A 26,208-nucleotide genomic window follows, 5' to 3' on the forward strand; every position below is an offset into this window, starting at 1 on the left:
GACGAAATCATGCAAGTAAAAAGGTTGTTGCGGTCGTATCGGTCGTGTGAAGTCGCTGGTTGAAGGAATCGTTCCAAGGAGAATGGGTCGCATGGAGAACGTCCTGGACGACGACGACCTCGACCTGGTCGCCGCGCTCCAGCGCGCACCGCGCGCCCCGCTCAGCCTGCTGGCCCAGGCGCTGGGCGTGTCGGCGAGCACCGTGGGACGGCGGCTGGCCCGGCTGGAGTCGAACCGGCTGCTGCGGGTGATCGGCCAGGTCGACCTGTCGGTCACCGGCGAGGGCACTCCCTGGCACGTGTGGGTCGCCGCGCCGGGACGGGCCGTCGACGTCGCCCGGCGGCTCGTCGAACTGCCCGAGGCGGCCCACGTCGCGGTCACCGCCGGGCAGGCGGACGTCTACTGCGTCGTCCAGCCCGCGCGCCGCGCCGAGACCCGCGACCTGCTCACCCGGCGTATCGCCACCCTTCCCGGCGTACGGTCCACCCGGACCGAACTCGTCCTGCGCGCGGACACCAAGTCCGACGCCTGGCGGCTGCCCCGCCTGACGCAGGACCAGCGCCGACTGCTCGCCACGTACACGGCGGAGGAACGCGAGACGGACCCGGGCGGCACGGACCGGCCCGCCCGCCCCACCGGTGACGAACTGCGCACCCTGCGGCTGCTCGCCGCCGACGGCCGGACGACCGCCGCGCAGGTGTCCCGGGAACTGGGCATCGGGCAGTCCACCGCCTACCGCGTCACGCAGTCGCTGCTCCAGCGCGGACTGGTCCGCCCCCGCGTGGAGATCGAGCCCGGACTGCTGGGCTACGCCCTGGAGGCGGTGGTCGCCCTGACCGTGTCACCGGGCGGGATGCGCGAGGCTGCCCGGACGCTCGCCCGGCATCCCTCCGCCCGGTACGTGTCGACCAACGCGGGCACCTTCTCCGTCGTCCACCAGGGCGTCTTCCGGGACGAGGAGGGGCTCGCGGAGTTCCTCACCCGGGACCTGGCGGAGCTGCCCGGGGTGATCTCCTTCGACGTCTCCGTGGTGCTCCAGGCGCTGCGCAGGCACTGGCTCGACCGGGAGGACGGCCGCCTGGCCGCCGTACCCGGCCCGACGGACACCGGGAGCGGACGGCATGACGACACGTGAGAGCGCCATCGGCCTGGCGGAGGCCTACTTCGACTCCGGCGGCTTCCTGGCCGACCTGCGGCGCCGCGTCGCCTTCCCGACCCAGAGCCCGCCGCCCGACGGCACGGGCCCGCTGCGCGCCTACCTGACCGACGAACTCGCCCCCGCCGTACGCCGCCTGGGCGCCACGGTGCGGATCGTCGACAACCCGGTGCCGGACGCGGGCCCGTTCCTGCTCGCCCACCGGCACGAGGCCGACGGCCTGCCCACCGTCCTGGTCTACGGCCACGGCGACGTCGTCCCCGGGCAGGACGGCCGCTGGCGCCCCGGCCTGTCCCCCTGGGAACTCGTCGTCGAGGGCGACCGCCTCTACGGACGCGGCACCGCCGACAACAAGGGCCAGCACACCGTCAACCTGGCCGCGCTCGAACAGGTCCTGGCCGCTCGCGGAGGCCGGCTGGGCTTCAACCTGAAGGTGCTCGTGGAGACGGGGGAGGAGTCGGGCTCACCGGGCCTGCACGAGGTCTGCCGCCGGCTGCAGGACGACCTTGCCGCCGACCTTCTCGTCGCCTCCGACGGCCCACGCCTGGCGGCCGGCCGCCCCACCCTGTTCCTCGGCTCCCGGGGCGCCGCCAACTTCCGTCTGCGCGTGGCCCTGCGCGAGGGCGCCCACCACTCGGGCAACTGGGGCGGCGCCCTGCGCAACCCCGCCACGGTGCTCGCCGGCGCCCTGGCGACCCTGGTCGACTCCCGGGGCCGCATCCTGGTGGAGGGACTGCGGCCGCCGGCGCTGCCCGAACCCGTCGCGGCCGCCCTGGCGGACCTCACCGTGGGCGGCGGGGACGGCGACCCGGAGGTGGACACCGACTGGGGTGAGCCGGGCCTCAGCCCGGCCGAACGCGTCTTCGGCTGGAACACCCTGGAGGTCCTCACCCTGGCCGCCGGGGACCCCGCCAAGCCCGTCGGCGCGATACCCGGCACCGCCCACGCCGACGTCCAGCTCCGCTTCGTCGTCGGCACGCCCTGGCGCGACCTCGAACGCATCGTCCGCGACCACCTCGACGCCCACGGCCTGTCCATGGTCGACGTCGAGGTGCTCCAGGCCGTCCCCGCGACCCGCCTCAGCCCGGACGACCCGTGGGTCCGCCGGGCCGTGGACTCCCTGCGGCACACCACCGGCAAGGAACCGGCCGTTCTGCCGAACCTCGGCGGCACCCTCCCCAACGACGCCTTCGCGGACATCCTCGGCCTGCCCACGGTGTGGGTCCCGCACTCCCACCCCTCCTGCTCCCAACACGCCCCCGATGAGCACCTGTTGGGGTCGGTGGCCCGCGAAGGGCTGGGCATCATGGCGGGGTTGTTCTGGGACCTCGGCGAAGACGCGCCCGACGCCGATCGGTAGGTTGCGGACGGCGCCGCGGTCCGGCGCCTCGCCCCCACGGAAGGACACCCCTGTGCGCCCTCGACGTCTCCGGTCCGCCCTCACTCTCCTCGGTACCCTGACGACCGCGGCGGCTCTGGCCGTCGGTACGGCGGGCCCGGCCACCGCCACCGAGCGGCCGGCTCCCGTACGTCCTACGGCCGCCGCGCACGGCCTGCCGGCGGACCTGGCGTCGGTGACCGAACTGCTCGCCCAGCGGCTGCTGCTGGCCGACAAGGTCGCCGCCGCCAAGTACGGCACGGACACGCCGATCGACGACCCGGAGCGCGAGGCGCGGATCCTGGACGACGTCCGCGCCCGGGCGGCCGGCCTCGGCCTCGAACCGGACGCCGTGGCCGCCGTGTTCCGGGACCAGATCGAGGCGAACAAGCTGGTGCAGCGCGGTCTGTACGCCCGCTGGGACGCCCACCCCGCCGAGCGCCCCACCGAGCGGCCCGACCTGGCCAAGGAGGTCCGCCCGGCCCTCGACCGCATCACCACCCAGCTGCTGGCCGCGCTCCACGACACGGAACGGGCCCGGGCCCTGCCGTCGTGCGGTCCGCGCCTGGCCACGGCCGCCGGCTGGTCCGCGTACACCCACCGGCTCGACACGCTGCACCTGAAGGCGCTCGGGCGGGCCCTGCCGTCGGTGTGCGGGGCCGGCCTCACGGGCTGAGGACCAGCCTAGTAGTGCTTCGTTAGGTTCTGGTTCTTCCGGTCGGCAGGGGGCGGCCGCAGGTGGTGCAGGTGCCGGTCCAGCACCTCAGCAGGTCCTGAAGGACGTCGAGGACCTGGTAGAGGGTCAGGCCGGCATCGGGGCTTTTGGGTCGAGCCGCCGAAGGGTGAGGAAGGCCTGGGCGGCGGTGACGAGGGTGACGTGGTGGTGCCAGCCGCGCCAGGTGCGGCCCTCGAAGTGGTCCAGGCCCAGGCCGTGCTTGAGCTCGCGGTAGTCGTGCTCGATGCGCCAGCGCATCTTCGCCCACCGCACCAGGTCGGCGACCGGGGTGGTGACAGGCAGGTTGGTCACCCAGTAGCCGGTCGGCTCGGCCGCTTCTGCGGGCTGCTCGATCAGCAGGGTCCGCAGCGGCAGCACCCCGTTCCAGCGGCTGCGTCCGCCGGCCGCTTCCTGAGCGGTTCGGGTGGCTTCCTTGCCCGAGGGCCGCACCTCGAGCACGGCGAATCGCGAGGTCATCGTGCCTTTGCTGCCCTGCCGCCAAGTGACCGAATCGAAGCGGGTGTCAGAGTCGACAAACGCGGTCAGTGGCTTGGCAGCCTCGCGGTAGCGGGGCAGGGTGGGTGGCCCCAGCCCGCCGTACTCGGGCTGCCACGGCTTGGCCGCGGCCGGGCGGGCAATCTCCTTGGAGTCGACCGCCATCACGTATGACCAGCCGCGTTCTTCCAGTGCGAGCCGGAAGGAGACGCTGCGGCCGTAACCGGCATCGGCCACGATCACCGGCACTGCCGGCCCCTGGCCGGCCAGCCGGCCCAGCAGTCCCAGTGCCAGGCCGGTCTTGGAGACATGCCCGACCTCCTCGGGCACCCCGGCCCGCTGCCGTCGCCGGTCATCGTCCGCCCATTCCCGGGGCAGGAACAACTCCCACTCCAGCGGGCAGGACGCGGTGTCGGTGGCCGCGTGCACACTGACCGCAACCTGGCAGTTGGCCCGCTTGCCCAACGCTCCGCAGTACTGCCGGGCCACCCCCACCGACGCCGTCCCGCACTTGGGAAACGACACGTCGTCGACCACCCACACCTCAGGCTGGACCGCCTCGCACAACCGCTGGGCGATCCGCTGACGCACCGGCGTCCACTCCCACGGCGACTGGTTCACGAACTGCTGCAGGGCCTGCATGTCCCCGTCCCGCAGCCGCTCGGCCATCGGCTGGATCGACTTGCGCCGACCGTCCAGCATCAGACCCCGCAGATAACACTCACCCCACCGCCGCTGATCCCGCCGCGGGACCGAAGCGAACACATCGGCAACGAACTCCGATAACTCACCCCGGAGCCGTTCCACTTCCCCCAGCCTCATGCCAGTCAGATGCCCACTACCAGGCGAGATCACCCGACGTAACGAAGCACTACTAGGCCGCGTCGGCGGGTCGGCATTCGCCGGCCATGAACCTCCAGACCAGGCCGTGCCCCAGGGTGACGAGCAGGATCAGCAGAACCGCCTCGGCCTGGATCGGCTTCAGGTTCACGATGTCCGCGAGTTCGGGTCTCGCGCCCACCACCGCGATCAAGGCGTAGAACAGAGCCGCCACCGCCTGCGCCAGGGTCAGGAACACAGAGGAGCCGTCCGGGCGGGTGCGCCCGGTCAGACGCAGCATCGACACACAGCCGATCAGGGCGAGCGCGACGAAGCTGGCCCGCCAGATCTCCGGGGTCTCCATGCCGCCGACCTGCGCGAACAGGCCCATCAGCGCGGGAAGCAGGAACGAGATGTAGATACCGCCGACGATGTGGCGCAGTTGAGGATCGCGCAGCCACTCCTGGTGTCCCCGGACCACATTCCACCAGAGGCCGACCAGCGTGAAGCAGGTGGCCGAGAAGAGTGCGTAGAACGTGCTGACATCCACTGGGCCTCCCACCTCAGGCTTCACACGGCCGTCGCCGGGATCCCTCAAACGCCTCACGGTTCCGGCGACGCGGCCCTCCTGATGGGCTCGTGCGGGTGGAGTGAGCGTCTCATGACTACGCCGCCGCCTTGGCGACCGACACTCGGTTCGCGTTCCGAGGCGGGCAGGTGGCGGCATGTGCTGCCCCGCCAGCGTCGCGGACTGACCACAAAGATCCACCTCGCCGCCGACGGCAGCTGCCGACCCCTGGCCTTTCATCTGACCGCCGGACAGGCCGGCGACGCACCCGCCTTCACGCAGGTGATGGCACGTCTGCGTGTTCCGCGCCGACGCGGGCGGCCCCGCACCAGGCCAGACGTGGTCCTGGCGGACAAGGCGTACTCCTCACGCGCGATCCGTAAGCACCTGCGCAAGCGAGGGATCCGCGCGGTGATCCCCGTCCCACCGGCTGCGTCGCGGTAGCCAAGGCGGCAGGCCACCGGCCTTCGACCGCGACGCCTACAAGCAGCGCAACACCGTCGAGCGGTGCATCAACCTCCTCAAGCAGTGGTGCGGCATCGCCACCCACTACGAGAAGACCGCCACCATCTACCTGGCCGCACTCCACATCGCCGGCATCTTCATCTGGTCCGCCCGCTGATCCAAACGAAACCGCCTAGGCGCCTTGGTCCGCCCCGGTCGGCAGGGGCGGTTCCGACTCGATGCGGCGCAGTTCCTCGTCGGTGAGGAGCCGGGAGCGGAGCAGGAAGCGGACGCCTTCCGGGGCCTCCAGGGAGAAGCCGCTGCCGCGGCCGGGGACCACGTCCACGGTGAGGTGGGTGTGCGACCAGTACGCGTACTGGTCCCCGCTCATCCAGAACGGAGTGTCCCCGGCCACGTGCCCCAGCAGGACATCACCGGCACCGACCCGGAACTCGCCGCGCGGGTAGCACATCGGGGCGCTGCCGTCGCAGCAGCCGCCGGACTGGTGGAACATCACCGGCCCGTGCGTCGCGGTCAGCCGCCGCAGCAGATCCTCGGCGGCCGACGTCAGTTCGACACGTCCCGTGCGTGCGGTCGTCGGCAGCAGGCCGGGGTCGGGGGCGGGTGAGTCGGTCATGGGGTACCTCCCTGCGGTAGGGGTGCCCCGCCATGGTCGCCCGGAAGCGTCCGTCTGGGAAACCCGGCGACCCGGTGACCGTCAGCCCGGACGCCGCATGTGCCGGCGGATCCAGGCCGCCTGCCCGCCGTCGACGAGGAGGTCGCTGCCGGTGATGTACCGCGCCTCGGGGCCGGTGAGGAAGGCCACCGCGTCGGCGATCTCGCCGGGCGTGCCCGGCCGGCCCGCGCCGCACGCGTCGAGCATCGCGAGCATGTGCCCGTCCGCGTCCGAGTCGGCCTCCGCCTTCGCCATGGCGGTGGCGATGACCCCGGGGCTGATGGTGTTGACGCGGGCACCGAGCCGGTTCCAGGCGAGAGCGGCGGCCTGCACGCGTACGTGGTTGGCGCGTTTGGCGAGGATGTAGGCGGCGGTCGGAACGTCGCCGAGGGTCGTGACCGCCTTCAACCCGAGCAACTCCTCGGCGGGAGCCGTCGCCAGGGCGGTCTCGTCCTCGTCGTCGATCGAGGCCATGTGCCCGGCCAGGCTGGCGACACACACCAGCGAGGTGCCGCGGACGGCCACCTTCTCGAACGCCTCGATCACGTACACCGTGCCGAGCAGGTCCACGTCGAGGATCCTGCGGGCCGAGGCCGTCGCGGCGGCGACACCGGCGGTGTGCACCACGGCGGTGATCCGCCCCTGCTGCGCCGCGGTCCGGGCGAGCCTCCCGACCGACGCGCGGTCGGAGACATCGGTCGGCACGCCCTGCACCGCGTAGCCCTCCGCCCCCAGCTCCGCCACGACCTGATCGAGCCGCTCGCGCGCGTGGTCGGCGAGGATCAGCCTCCGCCCGCTGCCCAGGCGCCGCGCGACCGCCGCTCCCATCCCGCCAGCTCCGGTGACGACGACCACGTCACTCTGGTCGTCCGTACGGTTCTCCATGTGCGATCTCCTTGGCTGAAGCCGGAAAGGGCGGGAGCGGCACACGGGGCCCGCTCCCGCCCGGGGTGGATGCTGGGGTCAGGCCGCCTCGGTGCCGGCGGCTGGCACGGCGTCGCGCCAGGCCGTCCCGCCCGCGATGGCCTGCCGCCAGGCGCGGACGGCCTTGGGCGGCATGCCGACCGCCAGGGCGCCGGTCAGCCGCTCGCCCGTGCGGTAGACGGCCACGAACCTGCGCCCGGCCAAGTCGCCGTCCACGACGGCGACTTCGTCGTGCCCGCGCAGAAAGCCGTACGCCTGGACCTTCATGTCGTACTGGTCGGACCAGAAGTACGGCACCGGCGCGAACGGCCGGCGCACGTCCGGCGCGGCGAGCAGGTTCCGGGCGGCGGCCATGCCCTGCTCGGCGGCGTGCGTACGGTGCTCGATCCGCATCGACGTCCCGAACAGCGGGTTGTCCCAGCGGGCCACGTCACCGGCCGCGTACACCCCCGGCGCGGCCTCGCAGTACGCGTCGCAGAGCACGCCGTCGCCGACGCGCAGCCCGCTGCCCGCAAGCCACTCGGTGTTGGGCAGCGACCCGACGGCGACCAGGACCTCGTCGGCCTCGACCACTTCGCCGTCCGCGAGCCGCACGCCCCCGTCGGTCACCTCGGCCACGGTGACACCGGTCCGCAGCTCCACGCCGTGGTCCAGATGGGCCTGGGAGAGCACCTGGCCGACCTCGGTGCCGACGGCGTGCGCCGGCGGCACGGGAGCAGGTTCGAGCAGAGGGTCACACGGGCGCCCAGCCGCCGGGCCACCGCGGCGGCCTCGGCGCCGAGGAACCCGGCGTCCAGCTGCGGCAACTGGAGCAGACCGGCCATGTGACCCGCGTCCCCGACCCGGACGACCGGCGCGCCCAGCGCGTCCAGCTCACGGAAACGGGCCTTGACGCGGTCCATCGCATACAGGAGGTCCGCCGCCGTGGCATGGAGATGGCGCTGTCGGCCTGGTCACCCGGGGAAGTGCGGCAGCTCGCCCTGTTCCTCCACCGGCTCCTCGACGACTTCGTCGCGCACACCGAGAGCCCCGTCGGCGGACGTCCGCCGACGGGGCTCTCGCGGGAGGGGGAGAAGTAGTCCCGGTGGCGCCCTCCACACCGGGGGTGGGCACTCCTTCCGCCCGGCGGATACGGCTACAGCAGGTCGCGCGGTACCCGCTCGTTCCAGGTACGGGAGAACACCCGGCGGTCGGCCTCGTACGCGTCGAGGGTCGCGTCCACGAAGAAGTCCGTGTCGTCACACGTCAGCTGGGTGTGCGTCACCACCCGCACGTCCCAGTCGTCCCGCTGGAACCGCATGGTCCAGGTGGACTCGCCGCTGACCGAGGTGAAGTCGTCGGCGACCGCCGTGTAGCGCTCGTGGGCGCGGCGCCCCGCCTCCAGATTGATGTCCTCGAAGCGGACCGTGCCCCGGTCCTTCACGATGTCCAGCTCGGAGTGGTAGCCGATCAGGTCCCGCTTGACCTCCCAGCGCTCCTCGGGGGGCGTCACCTGGCTCATCGCGAGCGGGGGAGTGCCCTCGGGTTCACCGAAGGGGGACGCCGGCACCTCGTCCGGTTCCTCCACGGGCCGCACCGGGAGGGTGAGCGTGCTGGAGTGCTCGTGGACGCTCAGCAGGGCGGGCTTCGGCGCCGGCCAGGCCAGCGGCCAGTAGGACGTGGAGAGGGAGAGCCGGATGCGGTGGCCGGGCGGGAACGCCTGGGCCACTCCGTTCAGCGGGACGGTGGCGCGGTAGCGGCGGCCCGGCTCCAGCGGCTCGGGGGACTCCGTGCTGTCACGGCGGGTGAGGTTCAGGATGCCGTACGAGACACGGGTCGCGGAGCCGTCCGGGCTCACGTCGGACAGCCGCGCGGCCACCATGGCGACCGGTTCGCTGACCGACAGGTCGAGTTCCACGGTCGGCGAGCCGAGGATCTCCACCTGCTCGGTCAGCGGCTCGGTGTCGAAGACGAGGGAACCGCCGTCCTCCTCACGCTGGTCGTACGGCAGGTCCGGGGGCGCGTTGTAGGAGGCCCACTTGCCCGCGAACTGGCCCACGGAAAGCGGCGACTGCACGGTCAGCGCGTCGCCTTCGGGCGCGTCCCCCTCGTCGTTCGCCTCCCGCGGAGGTCCGATCGTGTGCCGGGTGAGCGGATGAACGGCCTGCCGGATGTGCGGGGAGGGCCATTCCGGCTCGCCCACCCAGCGTCCCGGCCGCTCCTCGTACGCGGTGGAGGGCGGCACGCTGTCCTGCATCCACGTCTGCAGCATGGGGCCGTCCATGACGCCGTTGTCGACGCCCTTCAGCCAGTGGTCCCACCACCGTACGAGCTCCTGGAGGTAGCCGATCGCGGGGCCGGGCTCCCCGAGGTGGGGGAACTTGTGCGACCACGGGCCGATCAGCCCCTTGCGGGGCACGTCCAGGTGGCCGAGCAGTCGGGTCACGGCGTTGGAATAGCCGTCCGCCCAGCCGCTGGAGGCCAGGACCGGGCAGCGCACGCTGCTGTAGTCCTCGCACACCGAGGCGTGCCGCCAGTAGTCGTCCCGGCGCTGGTGGCGCAGCCACTGGAGGACCCAGGGCTCGGTGTGCTCCAGCCGTTCGTGCCACATCTCGCGCCAGCGGTCGCCGACCACGGCCGGGTCCGGCGGGCAGGTGCCGTAGGCGAACATCGTGCCCGCCTCGGCCAGGTTGTCCGACAGCAGGGCGCCGCCCATGTAGTGCATGTCGTCGGCGTGCCGGTCGTCGGTGAAGGAGGCGATGGCGATGGCCTTCAGGCCCGGCGGCTGCCGGGCCGCCACCTGGAGCGCCGCGAACGCGCCCCAGGAGATGCCCATCATGCCCGTGCCGCCGTCGCACCAGGGCTGCTCCGTCAGCCAGGCCAGGACCTCCTCGGCGTCCGCCTGCTCCCGTTCCAGGTACTCGTCCCGCAGCACGCCCTCCGAGTCGCCGGTGCCGCGCAGGTCGACGCGGACACAGGCGTAGCCGTGCCCCGCGAGGTACGGGTGGTGGATCGAGTCGCGTACGGCCGTGAGGTCGCGCTTGCGGTACGGGATGTACTCCAGCACCGCGGGCACCGGCTCATGGTCCGACGAGGTGGGGCGCCAGATGTGCGCGGAGAGCCGGACCCCGTCGGACATCGGGATCGTGACGTGCTCTTCTTCCTTCGTCGCGTACGGCAGGTTGGTCACGTAACGCATGGAACCCACGTGCTCCTTACTGTCGGGGTTCACTCCGGCCGGGCTTCACTCCTGCGGCGGTTCGTCGAAGGCGAGGCCCAGGGCGGCCACGCAGTGGTCGAACTTCTCCCGCAGCTCCTCCTCGTCCGCCCCGCCGGTGAAGATGTGCGCCAACTCGTAGCTGTAGCTGTCCTGTCCGGGGAGGTCCGAGAGCCGGGTGCCCTCCTCGGGGACCACCTCGATGCGCACGCCCGGCGTCTCCCGCTCGATGCGGGCGATCTCCTCGGGCCCGGGCACCCGGCGCACCACGCCGTCGGTGAACCAGCGGTGGTACCACTTCGCCGCCATCGCGTACGGGCCCTGGCGGTGCGGCATGCGCGGGTCCTCGCCGAGCGCGAGACGGACCATGCAGTGGTGGTTGGGGACGCCGTCGACGTACTGGAAAAGCTCCGCGTGCGACTGGGAATGCCGGGGGTTGATCTCCAGCAGATTGATCGACTGCGTCCGCGGGTCGTAGAAGTACTCGATGCTGAAGGTGGCCGAGTCCATTCCGATCTGCCGCATCACCCGCTCCGAGACGTCGTGGAGCTCCGCGACGACCGCCGGTGGCAGCGTCGAGGGGTACTGGTGGCGCAGGAAGCAGGGGGAGTCCGGGTACTGGATGGAGTCCAGCACTCCGTAGACGGTCACCTCGCCCTGGTGGGTGTAGCCCTCGACGGCGACCTGGACGCCGGACATCGCCTCCTCCGCCAGACAGACCCGGCCGCCGACGCCGTCCATCTCCGGCGGCAGGTCGATGCGTTCGAGGATGTGCTCGAAGGGGCGGCCGATACGGGAGATGCCCTCACGGATCTCGGTGACGGCCTTGCGGAACTCCTCTTCGTCATCGACTCCGAAGGCGAGTTCGGACGAGTAGGAGAGCGCGGGCTTGACCCACATCGGGAAGGTGACGTTCTCGGGCGGGCGGGGCGGCTCGGCCGACAGGTCGACCCTGTCGAAGCCCGGGTGCCGGTCGGTCGCCTTCTGCTGCTCAAGACGGCTCCAGTACTTGTGCTCGCACTTGACCACCGACTCCAGGCTGGTGCTCCGCGTTCCGTAGCGTTCGCTCAGCATCGGCACGAGGGTGCTGACCGGGAAGTCCCAGTAGCCGACGATCGCGTCGATGCTGCCGTCGAAGGCGTCCAGCACCTCCCGGGCCTTGTCGAACAGCGTGGGCAGGTGCACCTCGCCGACCTGGAGTTCCTCGACGGTCAGCAGGGGGTGGAAACGTAGCCGGTCAGCTCCGGGAACCGCCCGCAGCGTCGGCAGATTGGCCTCGTCGAGCCCGATCACAAAGACGTTCTTCACCGTCTCGTCAGACACGGATCTCCTTCCGACAGCAGGCCCTCCGGCCGGGCCTTCCAAGATCGACTGAGTACCCCTCGCGGATGCGGCCATGCCGGTCGGCGCGGCGCCGGCCGGGCGACAACGGGGGGGAACGCCTGCCGCCGATGTGGGCACGCGGTGCGGGGAAGAAACGGCGTGACCCCAGGTGAACGGCCGCGCCGTGGACGACACCGGCGAAAGGAAAGCCCGTGCAGCCCGAGCAGGAACGGTCCGCACCGCAGGTCGTGTCCGAGCCGGATCCGCCCTACGACTCCGACAAACAGCAGCGGCCCGGCCTCGAGGCCGACATGCGCACCCGGCCGCGCTATCGGGCGAGCCGCTACCGGGCCAGCGGGAAGCTGGAGGGCAAGGCCGCGCTGATCACCGGCGGCGACTCGGGTATCGGACGGGCGGTGGCGCTGCTGTACGCGCGGGAGGGCGCCGACGTCGCCATCGTCTACCTTCCGGAGGAGCGGGTGGACGCGGAGCAGGTCCGGCGCGAGGTGGAGGAGCAGGGCCGGCGCTGTCTGCTGCTGCCGGGCCATCTCACGGACCCGGAGTTCTGCCGCGAGGCCGTCGAGCGGACGGCGGCGGAGCTCGGCGGGCTGAACATCCTGGTGAGCAACGCCGCGTACCTCAACAGCAAGCTGGAACTCGACCAGTTGACCGCCGAGGACTTCGACCGGACGTTCAAGACGAACGTCTACGCGTACTTCCACCTGCTCATGGCGGCGCTGCCGCACCTGGAGCCCGGCGACGCCGTCATCGCCACGGCCACCGAAGAGGCGCTCAAGGGCAGTACGACGATGATCGACTACGCGGCGTCCAAGGCCGCGCTGATCACCCTGACCAAGTCCGTCGCCGTGCACCTGGCCAAGCGCGGCGTGCGCGCCAACGTCGTCGCGCCGGGCCCGACCTGGACGCCGCTCAACGAGGCGGACCCGCACATGCCGCCGGACGGACTCGCCCACATCGGCAGCGAGGCCCCGCTCGAACGCGCGGCCCAGCCGGAGGAGATCGCACCGACGTACGTCTACCTCGCCTCGGACGCCGACTCCAGCTACACGGTCGGCGAGGTCATCGCGGTGACCGGCGGCATCGTCGACACACGCTAGGGCTCTGCGGGCAGTGGTTGTTCCGCCCAGATGGTCTTGCCCGTGGGGGTCTGGCGGCTGCCCCAGCGTTCGGAGAGCTGGGCGACGAGCAGCAGTCCTCGTCCGCCCTCGTCGAACACGCGGGCCCGGCGCAGGTGGGGTGCGGTGCTGCTGCCGTCGGACACCTCGCAGATGAGGGCCGAATCGCGGATCAGGCGCAGTTCGATGGGGGAGCCGCCGTACCGCACTGCGTTGGTGACCAGTTCGCTGACGATCAGTTCCGTGGTGAACTCGGCCTCCGCCAGCCCCCAGGCGGCCAGTTGCCCGACCGCCATCTTGCGGGCCCGGGCCACGGCCGTGGGCTCGGGCGGCAGCTGCCAGGTGCGCACCTTCCCGGCGCCGAGCGCGGCGGTCCGGGCCAGCATCAGCACGATGTCGTCGGCGGGGCGCCCGGTCAGCACGGTGCGCAGTACCTGATCACAGGTCTCCTCCAGCGCCTCGGCAGGGTGGCCCAGTGCCTCGCGGAGCAGGCTGCGCCCGGCGTCCATGTCGTGGTCGGCGGCCTTGACCAACCCGTCGGTGTAGAGAGCGAGCAGGCTGTTCTCCTCCAGCTCCACCTCGACGGCTTCGAACGGCAGGCCGCCCAGGCCCAGCGGCGGCCCGGCCGGCAGATCCAGGAACCGTACGGCGCCGTCGGGCGTGACCAGGGCGGGCGGCGGATGCCCGGCCCGGGCCATGGTGCAGCGGCGGGACACCGGGTCGTACACGGCGTACAGGCAGGTGGCGCCGACCTGCCCCGATGCCCCCGCCGCCCGCCCGCGCGCCTCCGGGCCCTCTTCCCGGTCGATCCGGAGGACGAGATCGTCCAGCTGGGTGAGCAGCTCGTCGGGGGCGAGATCGACGTCCGCGAGCGTCCGCACGGCGGTTCGCAGCCGGCCCATCGTGGCCGAGGCGTGGATGCCGTGCCCCACCACGTCGCCCACGACCAGGGCGACCCGGGTGCCGGACAGCGGGATCACGTCGAACCAGTCGCCCCCGACGTCCGCTCCGGAACCGGCCGGCAGGTAGCGGTAGGCGACCTGCATCGCCGCCAGGTCCGGCGGCCGGTCGGGCAGGAGGCTGCGCTGGAGCGCCAGCGCCGTCCGGCGTTCCCGGGTGTAGCGGCGGGCGTTGTCCACGCTCACCGCCGCCCGGGCGACGATCTCCTCCGCGAGGAGCAGATCGTCCTCGCTGAACGGCTCCGGCGTGCGGTGCCGCAGGAAGTGCACCAGCCCCAGGGTGACTCCGCGGGCGCGCAGCGGCACCATCATCACCGAGTGGATCATGTGCCTGGACACCGCCTCCGCGCGGGCCGGGGAGGACCTGATCCACTCCCGCAGTCCCGGATCCCCCGGCTGGTGCCGGGAGCCCCGGCCGGCGACCAGCGTCCGCACCGGCAGCGTGTCCACGGGGTAGAGCGTGACGTCGCCCGAGGCGACCACCGACTCCGGGCTGCCCTCCAGCACCGACCGCTGGGCGGTGCGCCGCACGGTGACCGGCGAATCCGGCGCCACCGGTTCCGGCTCGTCGCCCAGGGCGACGGACTCCAGCAGGTCCACGGTGACGAAGTCCGCGAACCCGCTCACGGCCACCTCGGCCAGCTCCTCGGCCGTCCGGGTCACGTCCAGGGTGCTCCCGATCCGCAGGCTCGCGTCGTTGAGCACCGCCAGCCGACGGCGGGCCCAGTACTGCTCCGTGGTGTCGAACACGGTCGCGGACATGCCCTGCACCGCACCGGTCTCGTCCGTCAGCGGCGACAGGAACATCGACCACGCATGGCGCCGGGTCTCGCCCGGGGCCTGGCCGTGCTGCTCGTGAAAAATCATGTCGCCGGTGCGCAGTACCTCACGCTGAAGACGGTCGTACTCGTCGAAGGGCGGGCCGGGCTCGATCTCCCGGAGTGTCAGGCCCTTCATCTCCTCCTCGGACCGGCCCATCACCTGGGTCATGATCTCGTTGGCGGCCACGAGCCGGGCCTCACGGTCGTAGACCGCCACCGGCACGGGCAGCTGTGCGAGCGTGAGGTCCCACAGGGTGAGGGCTCCGTGCCCGGCCCGCCTCGCCGTGTGCGCCACCGCGGTGCCGGTGACGAGCCAGAGCCGCCTGCGGTCCGCGCCCAGCAACGGCGTGCCGTGCAGCCGTACCACGACCCGGTCGCCGTCCCGGTGCCGCAGCGCCACCTCACCGGTCCAGCGCTGTCCGTCGGTCACGTGACGCCGCGTGGAACCGGGCAGGCCGGCGGCGAGCAGGCGATCGACGGCCCGGCCCACGATCTCGTCGGGTTCGTATCCGAGCAGCCGTCGGGCGCCGTCGCTCCACACCGTGATCACCCCACGGGCGTCGACGACGACCGCCAGGTCCTCAGGTGCGCGTCCCTGCACGGTGCCTCCGGATGTGACGCCCTGCCGCTTCCCCGGTCATCATCTCAGGAAGGGCAGCCGGGTACCCCTCGCCGGCTTCCCGGGGCGCGCACCGTCAGCCGGCCAGACGTTCCGCCAGCAGGAAGCCGCCGATGGCGATCATCATCGTGCCGGAGACGCGGGTGACCGCCCGGGCCGCCGTGGGTCTGGTCTTCAGGACGGTGCGGGCCAGGACTCCGACGGTGAGGTAGACGACGGTGCAGGCGGTCATGTGCAGCGTGCCGAGCAGGCCGGTCTGCGTGGCCACCGGCCAGCCGCCCGCCGGGTCGATGAACTGCGGGAACAGCGAGAAGTACAGCAGCAGCGCCTTCGGGTTCAGGCCGCTGATCCCGACTCCCCTGAGCATGATCCGCAAGCGGGAGGTGCCCGCCTCGCCCTCGGAGGCCGTCAGAACGGCAGGTTGCCTCAGCACGCCGCAGCCGAGCCACACCAGGTAGCCGGCACCTGCCACGGTCAGCGCGGTCAGCAGGGTCGCCGAGTTCGCCACGATCACCACCAGGCCCGCGACCGCGAGCAGGGTGTATCCCGCGTATCCGGCGACCAGCCCGGCGACCGCCGGGACGACCGACCGGCCCCTGATGCCCGCGGTGATCGCATAGGCCCAGTCCGCGCCGGGGGTGAACACCAGCAGCAGATCCACTGCCAGAAATGCCGCCAGTGTCGTCGTATCCATGGACCGGTCCCTCTCACGTGCCTTGTCGCGAGAGGAAGGCTAGGCCGGATCAGCCCGAAAGTGTTCCCTTCTTTACTCCTTGATCGCGGGTTCTGGGGCAGAATCTTCTCCATGGATGCCTTGGACCGGAAAATTCTCACCGAGCTCCAGCTGGACGGCCGTCTCACGGTCACCGAGCTGGCCGCCCGCGTGAAACTGAGCGTCTCGCCCTGCCACCGCCGCCTGCGCGACCTCGAGCGCGAGGGCGCGATCCGCGGCTACCGGGCGGTCGTGGACCCGGCCGCCGTGGGCCTCAACTTCGAGGCCCTCGTGTTCGTCACCCTGCACTGGGAGGACGCCGACACCGTCTCCGCGTTCGAAGAAGGCGTGGCCGCCGTCCCGCACGTGCTCCAGGCGCAGCGCCTGTTCGGCGACCCCGACTACCTCCTGCGCGTCGCCACCACCGACCTGGCCGCCTTCCAGCAGCTCTACGACCGGCAGCTCGCCCGGCTGCCCGGCGTCCAGCGCCTGAACTCCACGCTCGTCATGAAGCACGTCGTCGACGACCGGCCCCTGCCCGAGTGAGCAGGGCCGCCGCCGCTCGCTCAGCCCTCCAGACCACCGGCGAACGGCATCGTCCGCCACTGTTCGACGGCCGGCTTCAACGCCTCCACCAGCAGGGGCAGTTGCGGCGCGAGCGCGAGGCACGCCACCGCGCGGGACATGCCCACGGCGTTGACGACGCGCAGCACACCCTCGTCCAGCCGCCGCAGCCCCCGGCGCTCTGCGGCCGCGTTGTAGGCGTCCTCGCATGCGGGGCCCAGAGCGGCCAGGTCCCACTCGACCGGTCCGAACGTGGTCAACTCGAAGTCGGAGTACAGCTCGCCGTTCTGGGTGGAGACGATGTTGGCCGCGGGGGAGTCCCCGTGGACCGGCTGGAACTCGATGCCGGGGAAGGCAGCTTCGAACGCCGCGCGTGAGCTGACGACGGGCTCCAGGACATCCCATTCGCGCCGCGCGCGGTCGAGGTCGGCCGGCTCCAGCAGGTCGGGCCGCCCTTCGAGCGCGGCAAGTCCCTCGGAGACGAACCGCGGTTCGGCCGCCGACAGGAACGGCAGCTCTCCCGGGTACGAGCGCAGCGCGGCGTGCAGGCCGGCGACCAGTCCGGCATTGCGGACGTAGTCGGGCTCCAGGCTCTGGTCCAGCTCGACGAACTGCCAGAACGTCATCGAGAAACCGTCCCGCTGCACGGGCTCCCGCGGCACGAGCGGACTCGGTGGAATCACCGGGTGTCCCTGGTCCGCGAGCCACCCCGCCACATCGAGCTCCAGCCGCTGCCGCGCCGCCTGGTACCCGGGACCGGCGAACGACGGCAGGACGGTCGGTACCCGCACCACCACGGGCGACGGAGCGAGATGCACCACGACGGAGAACACGTCGTAGAGCACCCGCGCGTCGGTCACCGTGAGCCCCAGGTCACGACCGGCGGCGACGGCCGCGGCGAGGGCACGGGACGTGCGGGCGTCGATCTGATCAGACGTCAAGAACCCTTCCATGCCGACGATGCTGTCACGCGGGTCACGGGCGTGCGACAGGTTAACGACGTCCGGCGCCTGCTCCCGTGCGCCCCCGGTCAAGAACCGGTGCGCTGCCCGGCAACCGGCCCTGCGGTCCCGGGCCTAGCGTGGCCAGGTCCGTCACCAGCCACCCGGGAACGAGGAAGCCAACACATGCCGTATATCACCGTGGGCCAGGAGAACTCCACCGCCATAGACCTGTATTACGAGGACCACGGATCCGGGCAGCCGGTCGTCCTCATCCACGGCTTTCCGCTCGACGGCCACTCCTGGGAGCGGCAGAGTGCCGTGCTGCTCGACGCCGGCTACCGCGTGATCACCTACGACCGGCGCGGTTTCGGGCAGTCCTCGCAGCCGACGACCGGCTACGACTACGACACCTTCGCCGCCGACCTGAACACCGTGATGGAGACCCTCGACCTGCAGGGCGCCGTCCTCGTCGGCTTCTCGATGGGCACCGGGGAGGTCGCCCGGTACGTGTCCCGGTACGGCTCCGGCCGGGTCGCCAAGGTCGCCTTCCTCGCCTCGCTGGAGCCCTGCCTGCTCAAGTCCGACGACAACCCGCAGGGGGTCGCGCCGAAGGAGTTCTTCGATGGGATCGTCGCGGCCGTCAAGGCGGACCGCTACGCCTACTACACGGCCTTCTACCAGGACTTCTACAACCTCGACGAGAACCTCGGCAGCAGGATCAGCGAGGAGGCCGTCCGCAACAGCTGGAACGTCGCCGCCGGCGGCGGCTTCTTCGCGGCGGCCGCCGCGCCGTCGACCTGGTACACCGACTTCCGGGCCGACATCCCGGCGATCGACGTGCCTGCCCTGATCCTGCACGGCACGGGCGACCGCATCCTCCCCGTGGACGGCACCGCCCGACAGTTCCACAAGGCTCTTCCGGCGGCCGACTACGTCGAGATCGAGGGCGCCCCGCACGGCCTGCTCTGGACCCACGCGGAGGAGGTCAACTCGGCACTGCTCGCCTTCCTGGAGAAGTGATCCGGATTCTCTCCGGTTCTTCCTCCGATTTCTTCCTCCGGTTCTTCCTGGACCACCGCGGGCCGGGATGGTGACATCGTCAAGGCCGGCAGCGCATCGGGCTGCCGGCCTTCGATGATGCCCAGGGGGGAACCAGGTGTCCGTCGTCCTGTCCACCGCGTCGCTCTCGGCGACCGACCGCAGTGAGCTCTGGCACCACGCGGTGTCACGCACCTTCATACCGCTCGACGTACGGCTCCTCGAAGAGGAGCCGTCGCCCGGGAGAATCGTCAGCAACCAACTGGGCTCCTTACGGATCTCGCAGGTCCAGGCGGGCCCGCAGACGGTGACGCGCAGCAGTCGGCTGATCCGGGACGGCAAGGAAGACCTCATCCTCACCCTCCAGCAACGGGGCACCGCCATCAAGGAACAGGACGGCAGACAGGCGCGGATCGGGCCGGGCGACTTCTCCCTCTCCGACTCCTCCCGGCCGTTCCGGAAGACCGTGCAGGGCGACTTCTCCTTCACGTCCTTCCAGTTCCCCCGCACGGACCTCCGCGTGCGCGAGGAGGATCTGCGGGCGGTGACGGCGACGGCGTTCTCCGGACAGGAGGGCAGCGCCGCACTCGTGTCCGCGTACTTGGGACGCCTGGCCCGCGAAGCGCCCGGTCTCGACGCCTTCGTCGGCCGCCAGTTCGCGGCCACCGCGCTCGACCTGCTGGCGCTGCTGGTCAACGAGCAGTGCGGACGCGACCCGCAGGTTCCGGAGACCGCCGCGGCCACCCTCGTACGCGTCAAGGACCACATCCTGCGCCACCTCGCCGACCCCGGCCTGTCCCCGCCCGACATCGCCGCCGCGCACCGCATGTCCGTCCGCTATCTGCACAAACTGTTCCAGCTCGAGGGCGTGACGGTCGGGGAGTGGATCCGCACGCAGCGGCTGGAGCGGTGCCGCAGGGATCTTCTGCACTCCCCGGCCCTCGGGTACGGGGTCGCGGCCGTTGCCCGGCGCTGGGGTTTCGTGAGCCCCAGCCATTTCAGCCGCGCCTTCCGCGCCGCCTACGGTATGACGCCCCGCGAGTGGCAGACGCACGGCCTGTCCGGCGACGGACGGAAGGGAGGGGAGGACGGGCGGAAGGGACGTGCAGGACGGCGGAACGGAGGTCAAGGGGAGGGAACGCCTCCGCGAACCGGCGCGTTGCACAGGAGTTCGCCCTCGTCACCGACCCTGGGAGCATCGTGCCCGACACCACGCCCGACCCGTCCACCGTCCTCCCCGCACTCCCGCCCCTGAGCGCGCAGGCCGAGCGGCTGATCGAGGTGGGGGTGCACGAGACCGCCGGGCTGTCCGCCGACGAGATCCGTGGGTTCGCCGCCGAGACCGACGGCGAGGGCGCCCTGCTGGCCGTACGTCCGGACAGGGCCCCCGCCTCCGCCCTCGCGCCGCTGCTGCGCCGCGACGGCAAACCGGGCTTCGTCGTCGTCGACATGCCCGACGTCGACGCCTTCTCGCCCTGCGGCGTCGAACTGCCCGACACCCCGCTCTACGTCGTCACGGGCCTCGACCGCGGTGACCACATGGCCAACTGGAGCCCGGACGAGGCACTGCCCGCCCTCACCAAGGAGGACCGCACTCCGCTGTTGCTCACCGAGGGCGTCCACTGGGTGCTCCAGCAGCCGGAAGCCCTGGAGCGCAACCGCTGCTTCATGACCATCGGGTCCCGGCTGCGCAAGGCCGACGGCAGCCTGGACGCCCGCACTCCGGCGATCTGGATCAGCAACGGCACCGGGCGCGACGGCCGCGAGCGGCGCAACGCCCCGAAGGTCGGCTGGTGCTGGTGGAACAACCGGCACACCTGGCTCGGCTTCGCCTCCACGACGGGCCGCGGGGCCTAGTCCCGAGGGCATCGGCACGGGGAAACGCGCCCGGGGCAGCGGTGGGCCGGTACGGCCGGCGCCGCTGCCCCGGGCCTGTGACGTGAAGAACCGCGCCCGTCCGACGGAACGTCAGAACCTGGGGCGAGGGGCCTGCTCCTCGACGATCTTGGCGGCCTCCGCCTCCGTCTCCACGGACGGCGGGGAGCCGGCCAGGGGCTTGTTGGCGGTCTCCTTCATGCACAGGACGGCGATGACGCCGATGACCGCGGCCCCCGTGGAGTAGTAGGCCGGCATGAGGGTCGAGTCGAACGCACTGATCAGGGCGGTGATCACCAGGGGAGTCGTACCGCCGAAGATCGACGTGGCCAGGTTGTAGGCGACCGAGAGGGAGCCGTAGCGGACGTGGGTGGGGAAGATCGCCGGGAGCGCCGCCGACATCGTGCCGAGCATCGTCACCAGGGAGAGCCCCAACAGCAGCAGCCCCAGGGCGATCAGGACGACACTGCCCTGCCGGATGAGCAGGAAGGACGGCAGGGACAGGAAGAGGAACCCGAGCATCCCCGCCATCAGCAGCGGCCTGCGCCCGAAGCGGTCCGACAGCCGCCCGACCTGGTTGATGACGCACATCTGGAGCACCATCACGATCAGCAGGATCAGCAGCCCGTGGTTGGTCCCGTAGCCCAGCTCGTCGGACAGGTACGTCGGCATGTACGACAGCAGCATGTAGTCGGTGATGTTGTACGCCGCGACCAGCGCGAGACACAGCATCAGCGGCCGCCAGTACCGGGTGAAGATCTTGCCGAGGTCGGCGGCGGCCGAGGTCTCCACGGCCTCGGCGGCCTCGCTCGCCTTGACGTGGCCGCCCTCCAGCTTCTGGAAGGCGGGCGTCTCGTCCAGCTTCAGCCGCAGGTAGAGGCCGATGAGGCCGAGCGGGGCCGCGACCAGGAACGGTATGCGCCAGCCCCAGGCCAGCATCTCGTCGGCGCTGAGCAGCATCTGGAGCACGACGACGAGGCCGGAGGCCCCGACGTAGCCGGCGAGGGTGCCCAGCTCCAGGAAGCTGCCGAAGAAGCCGCGCCGTTTGTCGGGCGCGTACTCCGCGATGAACGTCGAGGCGCCCCCGTACTCCCCGCCGGTCGAGAAGCCCTGCACCAGCCGGAAGAAGATCAGCAGTGCCGGGGCCCACAGGCCGATGACGGCGTGCGAGGGGACGAGGCCGATGGCGAAGGTCCCCACCGCCATCATGATCATGGTGAGGGAGAGGATGCGCTTGCGGCCGACCTTGTCGCCGAGCGGCCCGAAGACCATGCCGCCGAGCGGTCGCACGAGGAAGGCCACCGCGAACGTGGCGAAGGAGCTGAGCAGCTGGGCCGTGTCGTTCCCCGAGGGGAAGAACACCTTCCCGATGGTCGAGGCCAGATAGCTGTAGATGCCGAAGTCGTACCACTCCATCGCGTTGCCGAGGGCGGCTGCCTTCGTGGCGCGCTTGACCGCCGCCTCGTCGGTCACGGTGATGTCGCTGCGGCGCAGCTTCGGGTGGCGTCGTTTCTCGATCGCCCGGAACAGCACCCGGTGTCGTCTCACGGCTGCGGGGTCCACCGACTCGTCGTTGTCGGGCGCCGCCATCACGTCGTTCCTTTCGCCGGTCGTCTATCCCAAGCACAACGCCTGCACAGATCTCGACCGCTCAAACGACCCCCTTCGCGCGGCGCCCGGATGACTACCCTGGGTAGCGGCCGGGTGCTTTCGGTGAGACCCATGCCGCCCACCGGCTGTGGTGTGTCGGGCCTTCCAGGGGGAACTTGGTTCGCCGGTGCCCACCCGGTGAGAGGAGCCCCATGTGACAGCATCAGCGGCGGGCGACCGGAACCAGGGCGCACAGGAGGCCGGATACGAGCCGGATCCGCGCCGGTGGCGGGCCCTGTGGGTCACCCTGGTGGCCGGCTTCATGAGCCTGCTGGACGTCTCGATCGTGGTGGTCGCACTGCCCTCCGTCCAACGCGGCCTGGACGCCTCTCCCGCGCAGGTGCAGTGGGTGGTGTCCGGATACGCCCTCGCCTTCGCTCTCGCGCTCGTCACCGCCGGCCGTCTCGGGGACGCGCTGGACCGACGCCGCATCTTCCTGCTGGCCCTCAGCGGCTTCGTGCTCTTCAGCGTGGCCTGCGGGGCGGCCCCCAGCATCACGCTGCTGGTGGTGGCCCGCCTCGCCCAGGGCCTGGCGGCCGGGTTCATGGCGCCCCAGAACTCCGCGCTCATCCAGCAGATGTTCCGCGGTGCCGAACGCGGCCGTGCCTTCGGCTTCTTCGGTGCCACCGTCGGCATCTCGTCCGCCGTCGGCCCGCTCGCCGGCGGCCTGATCCTCGCCCTGGCCTCCGGCGACCAGGGCTGGCGGTGGATCTTCTACGTCAACGTGCCCATCGGGATCCTCGCCGTCCTCCTCGGCCGCCGTCTGCTGCCCCGCACCCGGCCCTCCGGCCGGCAGCACGTGGACCTGCCCGGCGTCCTGCTCCTCGGCCTCGGCGTCCTCGCGCTGATGTATCCGCTGGTCCAGGCGGGCTCCGGCGGCCTCGGCCGGCTGTGGTGGATGTTCCCCGCCGGTGCCGCGATCCTCCTCGGCTTCACCCGGTGGCAGCGTCGCCTCGTCGAGCGGGACGCCCAGCCGCTGCTCGATCCCCGCCTGTTCACCGCCGTGCGCGGCTACGCCGTCGGCGCCGGCGTCGGCACCCTCTACTTCATCGGCTTCAGCGGCGTCTGGCTGGTCTTCGCGCTCTTCTACCAGGACGGCCTGGGCTTCTCCCCGCTCCGGTCCGGCCTCGCCGTGACTCCCTTCGCCCTCGGCTCGGCCTGCGGGGCCGCGGTCGCCGGCCGGCTGGTGGACCGGCTCGGCCGCATGCTCACCGTGGGCGGCCTCACGGCCGTGATCGCCGGCCTGGGCGGCACCGCGCTGCTGCTCCGCTTCGCGCCCCTCGACGTCGCGCCCTGGGTCGCCGCGCCGGTGCTGTTCCTCGGCGGCTTCGGCAGCGGCTGCGTGATCTCACCGAACATCACCATGACGCTGCGCGACGTGCCCGTGCGCATGGCGGGCGCGGCGGGCGGCGCCCTGCAGACCGGGCAGCGGCTCGGCGCCGCGGTGGGCACCGCCGCCCTGCCCGGCCTCTTCTACCTGGTGCTCGGCAGCGGCGACGACTACCGCGGCGCCCTCGCCACCGCACTGGGCGCCGCCCTCCTCGGCATGCTCGCCTCCCTGGCCCTCGCGACGTCCGACTGGAGGCGCGACCGGAGAACCCGGCAGCAGCACGGCACATGCCCGGAGGACATCGCCAACAGCCCCGTACACGCCCGGCAGAACTGAGCCCGAGACGCGCCCTCGGACCGCGACCGCTGGCCGAGTCGAGGGCCGAGCTCAGCCGGCGGCCAGCACAGCCTTCCCGGAACCGGTGCTCACCTGGTCGTTCCGGGCCAGTCCCAGGTAGGCCGTGATCTGCTTTCCCCGGGCGCGGGGTGCCACGGCGACCCGGTCGCTGACCGTGTGCACCAGCCGCAGTCCGTGCCCGCCGACGCGGAACCGGTCACCCTTGTGCACCGTGGGCTGCTCCGCCGAGGTGTCCCGCACGGTGATGGCCAGCCTTCCCCGGAACAGCCGCAGGATCAGCTCGCAGGGCCCGGGAGCATGCCGGATGGCGTTGGTGACCAGTTCGCTGACGACGAGTTCGGCATCCATGGCCGCAGAGGCCGGAACCGGGGCGAGGGCGGTGTGCGGGCCGTGGGCGAGGAAGGCGCGCAGCGCCAGACGCGCGTCGACGGCGCTTGCCGCGCCGTCCGCCCAGGCCGCGCCGAAACGCAGCGTGGCGTGCTCGCCCGCGCCCGGCCGATCTGCCGCCTGCTTCCCAAGCGGGAGGACCATACGGAGGCTCTTTCGTTGTGTTCGCCCCTGTCGGGCTGCTCTGTCGCCCTGCGTTTACCCGGGCGCGGACCACACATACCAGGGCAACCTCCGGGTCTTCTCAGAATGCACCGAACGGCAGCAGCCACGCGGGGGCTGGTTTCGCCGCCACGGGGCACACGGGGAACGCCGGACGGCATCCCGCCGGGGACGAGCCGACAGCCGGCAGAGGCGGCCGATCAGCAGGGAGGCGACGACATGGCAGGGCCGGACCGTACGGAGACTGCCGCGCAACAGCCCGTGGCCGTACTCGACACCTCGCTGACCCGAGGCCTGGAGGCCATCGGAACCGGCGCCTACGTCGTGGACGAGGAGGGCCGCATCCTCGCGGTCAACACCCGCGCCCGGGAGCTGCTCGCCCGCACCGCCGAGGACCTGCTCGGGCACGACGCGCACGACCTGCTGCACCGGGACGCCCACGGGCAGCCGCTGCCCACGTCCCGGTGCGGAATGCGGCAGGCCTTCCACGCCGGGCGCACCGCCCAGGGCGAGGAGGACTACTTCGCACGCGGAGACGGTTCCCTGCTGCCCATAGCCTGGCTGCTCACCCCGTACGACATCGGGGACGAGGGAGCCGGCACGCTCGTGGTCTTCCACACCGTCGAACACACCGCGCAAACCGACCCGCGACCGGAGCCGGCGGCCGGGCCGTTGCGGGAACTGGAACGGCTGGCCCTGCTGGCCGACGCCACCACGCGGCTGACCTCCACGCTCGACGTCGACGAGGCGTTGGAACGCCTGGTGAGCCTGGTCGTGCCCCGGCTGGCGGACTGGGTGATCGTCGACCTGATCACCGAGCACGACGAAGTCTGGCGTACCGCGGTCGTCCACGCCGAAGGCGGCGCCCTGGTGCGCCGGGACGACCTTCAGGGACCGATGCCGCCCGTCCCGGAGGCGTCACCGATGCCCCTGTCCAGAGCCCTGCGCGGCGTGGCCTCCACCGTGGCCGGGCCCGGCACCTACCAGCGCGAACCGGATTCCGGCCTCGCGGTCGAGCAACGCCGGCTGTTCGACGCCACGGGCATGCACTCGGCGGCCATCGCGCCCATCCGCAGCACCCGCGCGGTTCTGGGAGCCCTGACCCTCGGCCGGGCCGAGGACCAGGTCGCCTTCACCCCCGCCGACCTCCCGCTGGTCGAGGACATCGCACGCCGGGCCGGCCTCGCCCTGGACAACGCCCGTCTGTACCAGCGCCAGCGCAAGGTCGCCGAGACCATGCAGAACCATCTGCTGCCCCAGATGCCGGGGGTCCCGGGCCTGCAGATGACCGTCCGCTACCTGCCCGCACCCGACGCCTCACAGGTCGGTGGCGACTGGTACGACGCCTTCCCCATGTCCGACGGATCCACCGCCCTGGCCGTCGGGGACGTCGTCGGGCACGACCTGGATGCGGCGGCCGGCATGGCCCAGGTGCGCAACATGCTCCGCGCCTACGCCTGGTCCCAGCACGAACTGCCCGGCCGGATCGTCACCCGGCTCGACGAAGCGCTCCAGCACATCACGGACGTCGACATGGCCACGATGATCTTCGCCCGGATCGAGGCGGCCGACGCCGGCCAGTGGCAGCTGTCCTGGACCAACGCGGGCCACCCGCCGCCCCTGCTGATCAGCCGCGAGGGCCTGGCGCGCTACCTCACCGACGGCCACGGCATCGTCCTGGGCGCCGGGGCCGGCACCCCGCGCCCCGACGCCGCGACCCTGCTCGAGCCCGGATCCACCCTCGTGCTGTACACCGACGGCCTGATCGAAGCACCCGGCCACAGCCTCGACGAGGGCCTGAACCGGCTGCGCCGGCACGCCGCCGCCCTCGCCCACCGCCCCCTTTCTTCCTTCACCGACCACCTGCTGCGCCGCGTCCGCCCCGCCGACAACGAGGACGACGTCGCCCTCCTGGCCCTGCGCACACCTGCCCTCAGGGCACCGGCCCTCGGTCGGTGAC

The 26,208-nt window shown here is 71.8% G+C and carries 22 protein-coding genes and 2 pseudogenes; 12 read left to right on the forward strand and 12 right to left on the reverse strand.

Annotated features, from left to right (window positions below):
• The first annotated feature begins 91 nt into the window (after nt 1–91).
• Genes MQE23_RS38095 through MQE23_RS38105 form a run of 3 tightly spaced genes read left to right on the forward strand, consistent with a single transcriptional unit; the run spans nt 92 to nt 3,210 of the window.
• Nucleotides 92–1,135 carry an Lrp/AsnC family transcriptional regulator gene (locus MQE23_RS38095; protein ID WP_243381504.1) on the forward strand — a complete coding sequence of 348 codons (1,044 nt, stop codon included), beginning with the start codon at nt 92–94 and terminating at the stop codon, nt 1,133–1,135.
• Nucleotides 1,122–2,516, forward strand: a complete 1,395-nt coding sequence (locus tag MQE23_RS38100) for a M20 family metallopeptidase (protein ID WP_243381505.1) — start codon at nt 1,122–1,124, stop codon at nt 2,514–2,516. Before MQE23_RS38095 ends, MQE23_RS38100 begins: the two co-directional genes overlap by 14 nt.
• Before the next feature lie 52 nt (nt 2,517–2,568).
• The gene (locus tag MQE23_RS38105) at nt 2,569–3,210 is read left to right on the forward strand and encodes a chorismate mutase (RefSeq protein ID WP_243381506.1); all 642 of its coding nucleotides are present in this window, start codon (nt 2,569–2,571) and stop codon (nt 3,208–3,210) included.
• A 126-nt stretch (nt 3,211–3,336) separates the two neighbouring features.
• Here the strand turns inward: MQE23_RS38105 and MQE23_RS38110 are convergent, their stop codons facing one another.
• Entirely contained in the window at nt 3,337–4,566 is a 1,230-nt protein-coding gene (locus MQE23_RS38110) for an IS701 family transposase (protein WP_243381507.1), read from the reverse strand.
• A gap of 52 nt (nt 4,567–4,618) precedes the next feature.
• Nucleotides 4,619–5,113: a hypothetical protein gene (locus MQE23_RS38115; protein WP_020275142.1), complete on the reverse strand. Its 495-nt coding sequence runs from the start codon at nt 5,111–5,113 to the stop codon at nt 4,619–4,621.
• A gap of 177 nt (nt 5,114–5,290) precedes the next feature.
• On the opposite strand from MQE23_RS38115, the pseudogene MQE23_RS38120 reads away from it, so the two are divergent.
• Nucleotides 5,291–5,753: pseudogene (locus tag MQE23_RS38120) on the forward strand (IS5 family transposase); the annotation flags it as partial.
• 15 nt (nt 5,754–5,768) lie between these two features.
• On the opposite strand, the gene MQE23_RS38125 reads toward MQE23_RS38120, so the two are convergent.
• The 3 genes and pseudogenes from MQE23_RS38125 to MQE23_RS38135 form a co-directional block, all read right to left on the reverse strand.
• Nucleotides 5,769–6,212 carry a DUF779 domain-containing protein gene (locus MQE23_RS38125; RefSeq protein ID WP_243381508.1) on the reverse strand — a complete coding sequence of 148 codons (444 nt, stop codon included), beginning with the start codon at nt 6,210–6,212 and terminating at the stop codon, nt 5,769–5,771.
• 81 nt (nt 6,213–6,293) lie between these two features.
• Nucleotides 6,294–7,136: an SDR family oxidoreductase gene (locus tag MQE23_RS38130; RefSeq protein WP_243381509.1), complete on the reverse strand. Its 843-nt coding sequence runs from the start codon at nt 7,134–7,136 to the stop codon at nt 6,294–6,296.
• Between the two features lie 78 nt (nt 7,137–7,214).
• Nucleotides 7,215–7,972, reverse strand: a pseudogene (locus MQE23_RS38135) (FAD-dependent oxidoreductase); the annotation flags it as partial.
• 27 nt (nt 7,973–7,999) lie between these two features.
• On the opposite strand from MQE23_RS38135, the gene MQE23_RS38140 reads away from it, so the two are divergent.
• A complete protein-coding gene (locus tag MQE23_RS38140) occupies nt 8,000–8,254 on the forward strand; it encodes a MarR family winged helix-turn-helix transcriptional regulator (RefSeq protein ID WP_347710174.1) in 255 nt (84 codons plus the stop codon).
• Nucleotides 8,255–8,310: 56 nt separating this feature from the next.
• Here MQE23_RS38140 and MQE23_RS38145 read toward each other — a convergent pair whose 3' ends face one another.
• The gene (locus tag MQE23_RS38145) at nt 8,311–10,353 is read right to left on the reverse strand and encodes a CocE/NonD family hydrolase (RefSeq protein ID WP_243381510.1); all 2,043 of its coding nucleotides are present in this window, start codon (nt 10,351–10,353) and stop codon (nt 8,311–8,313) included.
• A gap of 45 nt (nt 10,354–10,398) precedes the next feature.
• Complete coding sequence (locus MQE23_RS38150) at nt 10,399–11,694, reverse strand: ATP-grasp domain-containing protein (protein WP_020275146.1); 1,296 nt, start codon at nt 11,692–11,694, stop codon at nt 10,399–10,401.
• Nucleotides 11,695–11,906: 212 nt separating this feature from the next.
• On the opposite strand from MQE23_RS38150, the gene MQE23_RS38155 reads away from it, so the two are divergent.
• Nucleotides 11,907–12,812 carry an SDR family oxidoreductase gene (locus MQE23_RS38155; protein WP_243381511.1) on the forward strand — a complete coding sequence of 302 codons (906 nt, stop codon included), beginning with the start codon at nt 11,907–11,909 and terminating at the stop codon, nt 12,810–12,812.
• Here the strand turns inward: MQE23_RS38155 and MQE23_RS38160 are convergent.
• Together MQE23_RS38160 and MQE23_RS38165 are read right to left on the reverse strand one after the other, a co-directional pair.
• Nucleotides 12,809–15,211 (reverse strand): SpoIIE family protein phosphatase, encoded by a 2,403-nt coding sequence (locus tag MQE23_RS38160; RefSeq protein WP_243381512.1) that lies wholly within the window; start codon nt 15,209–15,211, stop codon nt 12,809–12,811. The genes MQE23_RS38155 and MQE23_RS38160 overlap by 4 nt on opposite strands.
• Before the next feature lie 94 nt (nt 15,212–15,305).
• Nucleotides 15,306–15,923 carry a LysE family translocator gene (locus MQE23_RS38165; RefSeq protein ID WP_020275149.1) on the reverse strand — a complete coding sequence of 206 codons (618 nt, stop codon included), beginning with the start codon at nt 15,921–15,923 and terminating at the stop codon, nt 15,306–15,308.
• Nucleotides 15,924–16,034: 111 nt separating this feature from the next.
• Here MQE23_RS38165 and MQE23_RS38170 point away from each other — a divergent pair, with 111 nt between their 5' ends.
• Nucleotides 16,035–16,487 (forward strand): Lrp/AsnC family transcriptional regulator, encoded by a 453-nt coding sequence (locus tag MQE23_RS38170; protein WP_020275150.1) that lies wholly within the window; start codon nt 16,035–16,037, stop codon nt 16,485–16,487.
• Between the two features lie 20 nt (nt 16,488–16,507).
• Here the strand turns inward: MQE23_RS38170 and MQE23_RS38175 are convergent, their stop codons facing one another.
• A complete protein-coding gene (locus MQE23_RS38175; protein WP_020275151.1) occupies nt 16,508–17,458 on the reverse strand; it encodes a phosphotransferase in 951 nt (316 codons plus the stop codon).
• 174 nt (nt 17,459–17,632) lie between these two features.
• Here MQE23_RS38175 and MQE23_RS38180 point away from each other — a divergent pair, with 174 nt between their 5' ends.
• From MQE23_RS38180 to MQE23_RS38190, 3 genes are all read left to right on the forward strand, one after another.
• Entirely contained in the window at nt 17,633–18,469 is an 837-nt protein-coding gene (locus MQE23_RS38180) for an alpha/beta hydrolase (RefSeq protein WP_037671558.1), read from the forward strand.
• 136 nt (nt 18,470–18,605) lie between these two features.
• Nucleotides 18,606–19,742: a helix-turn-helix domain-containing protein gene (locus MQE23_RS38185; protein WP_243381513.1), complete on the forward strand. Its 1,137-nt coding sequence runs from the start codon at nt 18,606–18,608 to the stop codon at nt 19,740–19,742.
• Nucleotides 19,688–20,344, forward strand: a complete 657-nt coding sequence (locus tag MQE23_RS38190; protein WP_243381514.1) for a DUF5701 family protein — start codon at nt 19,688–19,690, stop codon at nt 20,342–20,344. Before MQE23_RS38185 ends, MQE23_RS38190 begins: the two co-directional genes overlap by 55 nt.
• A gap of 111 nt (nt 20,345–20,455) precedes the next feature.
• On the opposite strand, the gene proP is transcribed toward MQE23_RS38190, so the two are convergent.
• Nucleotides 20,456–21,952 (reverse strand): glycine betaine/L-proline transporter ProP, encoded by a 1,497-nt coding sequence (proP, locus tag MQE23_RS38195; RefSeq protein ID WP_037671562.1) that lies wholly within the window; start codon nt 21,950–21,952, stop codon nt 20,456–20,458.
• Nucleotides 21,953–22,166: 214 nt separating this feature from the next.
• Here proP and MQE23_RS38200 point away from each other — a divergent pair, with 214 nt between their 5' ends.
• Nucleotides 22,167–23,678, forward strand: coding sequence for an MFS transporter (locus MQE23_RS38200; RefSeq protein ID WP_020275156.1), 1,512 nt, complete (start codon nt 22,167–22,169; stop codon nt 23,676–23,678).
• Nucleotides 23,679–23,729: 51 nt separating this feature from the next.
• On the opposite strand, the gene MQE23_RS38205 is transcribed toward MQE23_RS38200, so the two are convergent.
• Nucleotides 23,730–24,230, reverse strand: coding sequence for an ATP-binding protein (locus MQE23_RS38205; protein ID WP_243381515.1), 501 nt, complete (start codon nt 24,228–24,230; stop codon nt 23,730–23,732).
• A 237-nt stretch (nt 24,231–24,467) separates the two neighbouring features.
• Between MQE23_RS38205 and MQE23_RS38210 the strand changes: the two genes are divergently transcribed.
• Nucleotides 24,468–26,207: a SpoIIE family protein phosphatase gene (locus MQE23_RS38210; RefSeq protein WP_037671565.1), complete on the forward strand. Its 1,740-nt coding sequence runs from the start codon at nt 24,468–24,470 to the stop codon at nt 26,205–26,207.
• Nucleotide 26,208: the final 1 nt, after the last annotated feature.

The sequence above is a fragment of the Streptomyces sp. HP-A2021 genome, from assembly GCF_022807935.1.
Classification (GTDB): Bacteria; Actinomycetota; Actinomycetes; order Streptomycetales; family Streptomycetaceae; genus Streptomyces; species Streptomyces afghaniensis.

What these genes read in the sequence shown, in the direction of transcription:
- proP (WP_037671562.1), bottom strand. Translation starts at nt 21,952, where the DNA reads ATGGCGGCGCCCGACAACGACGAGTCGGTGGACCCCGCAGCCGTGAGA.
- MQE23_RS38145 (WP_243381510.1), bottom strand. Translation starts at nt 10,353, where the DNA reads ATGCGTTACGTGACCAACCTGCCGTACGCGACGAAGGAAGAAGAGCAC.
- MQE23_RS38100 (WP_243381505.1), top strand. Translation starts at nt 1,122, where the DNA reads ATGACGACACGTGAGAGCGCCATCGGCCTGGCGGAGGCCTACTTCGAC.
- MQE23_RS38205 (WP_243381515.1), bottom strand. Translation starts at nt 24,230, where the DNA reads ATGGTCCTCCCGCTTGGGAAGCAGGCGGCAGATCGGCCGGGCGCGGGC.
- MQE23_RS38180 (WP_037671558.1), top strand. Translation starts at nt 17,633, where the DNA reads ATGCCGTATATCACCGTGGGCCAGGAGAACTCCACCGCCATAGACCTG.
- MQE23_RS38125 (WP_243381508.1), bottom strand. Translation starts at nt 6,212, where the DNA reads ATGACCGACTCACCCGCCCCCGACCCCGGCCTGCTGCCGACGACCGCA.
- MQE23_RS38165 (WP_020275149.1), bottom strand. Translation starts at nt 15,923, where the DNA reads ATGGATACGACGACACTGGCGGCATTTCTGGCAGTGGATCTGCTGCTG.
- MQE23_RS38110 (WP_243381507.1), bottom strand. Translation starts at nt 4,566, where the DNA reads ATGAGGCTGGGGGAAGTGGAACGGCTCCGGGGTGAGTTATCGGAGTTC.
- MQE23_RS38170 (WP_020275150.1), top strand. Translation starts at nt 16,035, where the DNA reads ATGGATGCCTTGGACCGGAAAATTCTCACCGAGCTCCAGCTGGACGGC.
- MQE23_RS38175 (WP_020275151.1), bottom strand. Translation starts at nt 17,458, where the DNA reads ATGGAAGGGTTCTTGACGTCTGATCAGATCGACGCCCGCACGTCCCGT.
- MQE23_RS38095 (WP_243381504.1), top strand. Translation starts at nt 92, where the DNA reads ATGGAGAACGTCCTGGACGACGACGACCTCGACCTGGTCGCCGCGCTC.
- MQE23_RS38210 (WP_037671565.1), top strand. Translation starts at nt 24,468, where the DNA reads ATGGCAGGGCCGGACCGTACGGAGACTGCCGCGCAACAGCCCGTGGCC.
- MQE23_RS38130 (WP_243381509.1), bottom strand. Translation starts at nt 7,136, where the DNA reads ATGGAGAACCGTACGGACGACCAGAGTGACGTGGTCGTCGTCACCGGA.